The following is a 5737-nucleotide window of genomic DNA, read 5'->3' on the forward strand; positions in this document are numbered from 1 at the left end:
CGGCTAGACCCACGCCGACCAGCAACGATGCTTAGAATCAAAACACGCTGAAGGGCTACGCCCTCAGCTTCCAGCCCTGGTCAATTTTCAATGCGCAGCGCTGGTCAACTTTCAACGCGCCGCAACATGAGAAGGGCTTACATCGCGGCCAGCCATGCCTGTCATGCCGTCAAAGGCGTCAAGGTCTATGTGGTCAATGAAGATTCAGTCTGGTCGGCGGTTGAATATCTGGTCACGACAGTCGATGCCGTCACCCTTGCCATGTTGAAGCGTCATCTCGAAATGGTTTGGTACGGCTGGATCGAGTTCAGGGACAAGATGGCGGAATTGCAGGCGATTCACGTTGACGACTCAAGAGGGCGCTTGGCTCACTGATAGCGATTTCCGAATGCTTTGGTGGTGATCAAATCACCATCAACACGAACTCCGGACGTCGAAAATTCAGAAGATCGCAAACCAGACCTAAGCGCAGACGGCCTATTTCTTGCGGCCTTGAACCTGCAGACAGAATGCAACAGCATCCAAGTGCTGGCTGCAGAAATAGAAAAACCCCGGTCTCGAACACCGGGGCTTTGTACAACTGCAATCGGATTCAGCGACAGTCCGACAGCGCACTCACCGTGCTAGTTGGCCAGCTCCGTCGCACTTCAACCTTTGAGGTGCCTATGAAGCAACGCCGTAACTTGTTTGAAGCATTCCGCCAGGGGCTCAGTGCCTTTTTGTCCGATCCGCGCCTGTGGATCGTTGCCATCACCGCTTACCTGAATCTCCGGTAAGGCCACTGAGAGCGCGGGGGAAAGGATCCCGCGCTCTCCTGTCGGTCGGAACTTACCATCGGCAACTCTGTTTCGTCACCTATTTGGGGGTCATCGAAATATTCTGCGGCTTGGGCGAGATGTCATTTCTCAAGGGTAGGCGCCCGCACGACTGAAAAATTTCGACGACGCTCGGCAAGAAAATGTATAAAAATACATATTCTAACTGCATCCACCGATGAGCCCTGGTGCGCTATATCCGTATAACCAGCCTGATGGCTGGCTTTGTCGCCAGTTGCCGCATCTCTATTTCGGCGGCCTGCCGTTTTCGATGCTGCTCGGGGCCTGTATCGCTGCGGCCAATGAGTTGGAAACAAAGCGGAAGCGGTCACTCGATCAGCGCTGGCAGTTAGCGTTCAACGTTCGAAACCTTCTGCGAGAGATATCAGAGCGATTGACCGAGCGGGCGGCACCAGGGTCCATGAACTGGGATCTCGGCTTCGGACATATGACGCTAAGTGAGGCGGCAGCGATCGGCCTAGAAGGTGAGTATCGCTAAGGGCGCTTCTATGTCTTTGAGTGGGCACTGCAGCAGGCGGCAGCAACCGGAATCCTTACGATCGAGTTTGAAGGGCAGCGGCAGCAACTGATCTGTTGTCTCATGCCAGCCTAGAGGGACACCGGGCGGCGATTGCAGAAGTTGACCGACTTCACCGTGATTTGATTTCAGTGGGTCGCGAAGGTCCGAACCAGGAGTAGCCTGTGGGCTCACGTCAACGGAGTGACGACCATGGGCATGTTGATCCCGACAAGGGTTGTTGGCGAAATTGAGGTGGCCGTTCTTGGACTGCATGGAAACCAGGTCCGTATCGGCATCAAGGCGCCGAAGGACATCCCTGTGACGCGATCGAGCGCCAATTCTCAGAGGTCAGAGCATCAGGATTGTAGTGACCGCATGAGCATCACCGGAAGGTTGCCTGAGTCTCAACCTAGTGCGTTGAAGCTTCCTTCCATCGAGAGGCGAGCCATTCGCGATGCACGGCGCCGGCAGGGCAATGATCAGCCCATTCTCGGGTCGGAAGCAACCTTCGGTTCATTACCCTGACGATTACCCTGAAACAAAAAACCGCCGATAAAGGCGGTTCCATTTCGCTGCAAGCTATTGATTTAATTGGTCGGGGCGACAGGATTTGAACCTGCGACCACTTGCCCCCCAGGCAAGTGCGCTACCAGACTGCGCTACGCCCCGATGTTTGAATTGTAACCCGCAAAGCCGGCTGCGGGCTTTGAATATTTGAGCCGGTTTCGCGCTCAGACTGGCCAGCGATCGAGCAGGGATTGCAGCTCGTTGCGGATGTCCTTGAGCTGCTGCTGGCGCAGGCTGCCGGCTTCAACAAGCGGCGGATTCGCGGCGTTCAGCAGTGGCGGACGAATGATCGGCGTACCGCTCTCGACTCTCGGCTGCTCCTTGATGCGCAGGCGCGCGGCACCGATCGTGTAGCCCTGTTCGTACAGGAGGCTGCGGATGCGGCGGATCATCTCGACATCGTCGTGCTGGTAGTAGCGACGATTGCCGCGCCGTTTGGCCGGCTTAAGCTGCGGGAATTCCTGCTCCCAATAGCGCAGCACATGCGCCTTCACGCCGCACAGCTCGCTGACTTCGCCGATGGCGAAATAGCGTTTGCTCGGAATCTCCGGCAGCGGTTCGAGCTTATGCGTCTGCTTCATCAACACTCACTCGGAGCCGCAGCTTCTGGCCGGGGCGGAAGGTCACGACGCGGCGCGCGGAGATCGGAATCTCCTCGCCGGTTTTCGGGTTGCGTCCGGGACGCTGGCTCTTGTCGCGCAGCTCGAAATTACCGAAGCCGGACAGCTTCACTTCTTCGCCGTGTTCCAGGCGCTCGCGCACCTCTTCGAAGAAATGGTCGACGAACTCCTTGGCTTCACGCTTATTGAGCCCGAGTTCCTCGAAAAGAGCCTCGGCGAGCTCGGCTTTGGTCAGCGCCACAGTTGCTATTCTCGTACCGATCCACCCAATCGGGCCTGAACGCTGGCGGCCACTCGCGCGGCTGCGGCGTCAACTTCTTCAACATTCAGGGTGCGTGAATAATCCTGAAAAATCAAGCCGAAGGCGATGCTTTTGCGACCCGCCGGCAAGCCCGTTCCGCGGTAGACGTCGAAGGTCTGCAGGGTCTTGAGCAGCGGTGCGGCAGCTTCACGGATGACGTCGGCCAGTGCCTGCGCAGCGACTGCTTCATCGACCACGAAAGCGAGATCGCGGCGCGACGACGGAAACTCGGAAACGCCGCCCGGAGCGGGCAGGGCGAGGCCGCGCACAGCGGCCCAGTCGAGCTCGAACAGGTACAGCGCTTCGCTGATATCGAAGGCTTCGGCAAGACGCGGATGTAGGGCGCCGAGCCAGCCTACTGCCACGCCATCCCGGACGATGCGCGCCGTGCGCCCCGGGTGCAGCGCCGGGTGCCGGCCGGACTCGTAGCTGAGCGTCATACCGAACAGGGCTTCGAGATCGGCCTTGGCATCGAAGAAATCGACTGGACGACTGGCCGCGCCCCATTGCTCGGGAAGCTGCGGGCCGGCGATCAAGCCGGCGAGCTTCGCCTGTTCGCGATTGCCGCTGCCTTCGAGCGCATAGACCGCACCGGCTTCGAACAGGCGCGCGCGCTTCTGCTGACGCTGGCGGTTGTACTGCCAGGTCGGGATCAGGCCGCTCCAGATCGTGGTGCGCATCACCGCCATCGTTTCGGCGATCGGATTGTCGAGCAGTACGCCCGGCGTTTCCGGATCTAGCTGCGCCTGCAGCTTCGGATCGACAAAGCTGTAGGTGACCACTTCCTGATACCCGCGGGCGACCAGCGCATCCTTGATCCGATCGAGCGGACGCTGGGTTTCCTTCGGCGAGAACGGCGCGAGTTCGGCGGCGTAAGCGCGCGGCGCGATGTTGTCGTAGCCATGCAGGCGGCCGATTTCCTCGACCAGATCGGCTTCGATGCGCAGGTCGTAGCGATGTGGCGGCACTTTCGCCTTCCAGCTGCTGGCGCCGGTCGGGTTCACCGCCAGCCCCAGGCTGTGCAGCAACGGCACGACGCGATTGACCGGAATCTCGCAGCCGAGCAGACGGGTGATCTGCGAGTGACGCAGCGTGATTTCGGCGACATGTGCGGGCGCGATGCCGACCTCGACGATCGGGCCGGCCCGGCCGCCACAGATCTGCTGCACGAGGGCGGTGGCGCGTTCCAGTGCCTGCCGCTGCAGCGCCGGATCGACGCCGCGCTCGAAGCGGTAGCGTGAATCAGACAGCAGCTTGTGGCGTCGGCCTGCGGTGGCGATCGACACCGGTTCGAAGCAGGCCGCTTCGAGGAATACCGAAGTGGTCTGCGCTGAGCAGCCGGACGCGGTGCCGCCCATGACGCCGGCCAGCACCAGCGGGCCGGTGTCGTCGGTGATCAGCAGGTCGCGCGGGTCGAGCGTGATCGTCTGTTCGTTGAGCAGCTTCAGCTGTTCGCCGGCCTTGGCGCGGCGGACGCGGATCGCGCCCTTGAGCTGATCGGCATCGAAGCCGTGCATCGGCTGGCCGAGTTCGAGCATCACGTAGTTGGTGATGTCGACCACCGGATGAATCGTGCGAATGCCGCAGCGGCGCAGACGCTCGCTCATCCAGTCCGGCGTGCGCGCTTTCGGATTCAGGCCGATGACCACACGGCCGACGTAATGCGGGCAGCCGCCATGATCGTCGACGATCACGTTGACGCGCGTCTCCGGCTCGACCACCGCCGGGCGGATGCGCGGCGGCGTCATCTGCAGGCCGTACAGCGCGGCAGTTTCGCGGGCCAGCCCGGCGATGCTCAGACAGTCGCCGCGATTCGGTGTCAGTTCCAGAACCAGCAATTGGTCGACGAGGCCGAGGTGCTTTTCGATCGGCGTGCCGGGCACAGCCTTCGGATCGAGTTCCAGCAGACCTTCCGACTTCTCGGCCAGGCCCAGTTCGGATGCCGAGCAGAGCATGCCGCTGGACTCGACGCCGCGCAGTGCCGCTTTGCCGATCTCGGTGCCGTTCGGCAGCACCGCGCCCGGCAGCGAGGCCGGCACCAGGATGCCGGGACGCGCATTCGCTGCTCCGCAGACGATCTGCAGCACTTCGCCGGTGCCGGCGTCGACTTCGCAGACTCTCAGGCGATCGGCCTGCGGATGCGGCGTGGTACTGATGATCTTGCCGACGACGATGCCTTTCGGCAGCACGTCGAGCATCGGTTCAGCCTCGCATTCGAGGCCGGCCATGTTCAGCTTGTGGGCGAGTTCGGCCGCCGTGGCCGGCGGGTTGACCCACTCGCGCAGCCAGTTTTCGCTGAGTTTCACTTGAACTGCTCCAGAAACCGCAGATCGTTGTTGAAGAACAGACGGAGATCGTCGACGCCATAACGCAGCATGGCCAGCCGCTCCACGCCCATGCCGAAGGCATAGCCGGTGTAGCGCTCGGGATCGATGCCGACCGCGGCTAGCACGTTTGGATGAACCACGCCGCAGCCGAGCACTTCGAGCCAGCGCGTGCCCTTCTCGGGATCGCCCCAGCGAATGTGGACATCGGCGCCGGGTTCGACGAACGGGAAGTAGGACGGCCGGAACAGGGCTTCGACTTCGCGCTCGAAGAACAGAGACAGGAATTTCTGCAGGTCGTGCTTCAGATCGGCGAGGCCGACGTTCTCCGCGACATACAGGCCTTCGACCTGATGAAACATCGGGCTATGGGTGCGATCGAAATCGACGCGATAGACGCGGCCGGGGCAGATGATGCGGATCGGCGGCTTGCGATCGAGCATGGTCCGCACCTGCACCGGGCTGGTATGGGTGCGGAGCAGGCGAGCGCCGTTCAAGGCGTAGAAGGTGTCCTGCATCGCCCGCGCGGGGTGCGATTCAGGAATGTTCAGCGCCTGGAAGTTGTGCCAGTCGTCCTCGATCTCCGGGCC

Annotated in this window: 6 protein-coding genes, 1 tRNA gene and 1 pseudogene; 3 read left to right on the plus strand and 5 right to left on the minus strand. The window is 61.4% G+C overall.

Features of this window, described 5'->3' with window-relative positions; translation table 11 throughout:
* The first annotated feature begins 90 nt into the window (after positions 1–90).
* The 3 genes and pseudogenes from QZY06_RS14965 to QZY06_RS14975 all read left to right on the plus strand — a co-directional run.
* Positions 91–375, plus strand: a complete 285-nt coding sequence (locus QZY06_RS14965) for a hypothetical protein (protein WP_295685875.1) — start codon at positions 91–93, stop codon at positions 373–375.
* A 618-nt stretch (positions 376–993) separates the two neighbouring features.
* Positions 994–1314, plus strand: coding sequence for a hypothetical protein (locus tag QZY06_RS14970; RefSeq protein ID WP_295685876.1), 321 nt, complete (start codon positions 994–996; stop codon positions 1312–1314).
* 237 nt (positions 1315–1551) lie between these two features.
* A pseudogene (locus tag QZY06_RS14975) lies at positions 1552–1662 on the plus strand (carbon storage regulator); the annotation flags it as partial.
* Positions 1663–1927: 265 nt separating this feature from the next.
* On the opposite strand, the gene QZY06_RS14980 reads toward QZY06_RS14975, so the two are convergent.
* The 5 genes from QZY06_RS14980 to pheS form a co-directional block, all read right to left on the minus strand.
* A tRNA-Pro gene (locus QZY06_RS14980) sits at positions 1928–2004 on the minus strand.
* 62 nt (positions 2005–2066) lie between these two features.
* Entirely contained in the window at positions 2067–2483 is a 417-nt protein-coding gene (locus tag QZY06_RS14985) for a MerR family transcriptional regulator (protein ID WP_367275656.1), read from the minus strand.
* Positions 2467–2763 carry an integration host factor subunit alpha gene (locus QZY06_RS14990; protein WP_022975469.1) on the minus strand — a complete coding sequence of 99 codons (297 nt, stop codon included), beginning with the start codon at positions 2761–2763 and terminating at the stop codon, positions 2467–2469. Before QZY06_RS14990 ends, QZY06_RS14985 begins: the two co-directional genes overlap by 17 nt.
* A 5-nt stretch (positions 2764–2768) precedes the next feature.
* Positions 2769–5129, minus strand: coding sequence for a phenylalanine--tRNA ligase subunit beta (pheT, locus tag QZY06_RS14995; RefSeq protein ID WP_295685877.1), 2361 nt, complete (start codon positions 5127–5129; stop codon positions 2769–2771).
* The coding region (pheS, locus tag QZY06_RS15000; protein ID WP_295685878.1) for a phenylalanine--tRNA ligase subunit alpha at positions 5126–5737 on the minus strand (612 nt) is incomplete at its 5' end. The genes pheS and pheT, both read right to left, overlap by 4 nt.

The organism is uncultured Nevskia sp. (assembly GCF_903885465.1).
In the GTDB taxonomy this organism is placed as follows: Bacteria; Pseudomonadota; Gammaproteobacteria; order Nevskiales; family Nevskiaceae; genus Nevskia.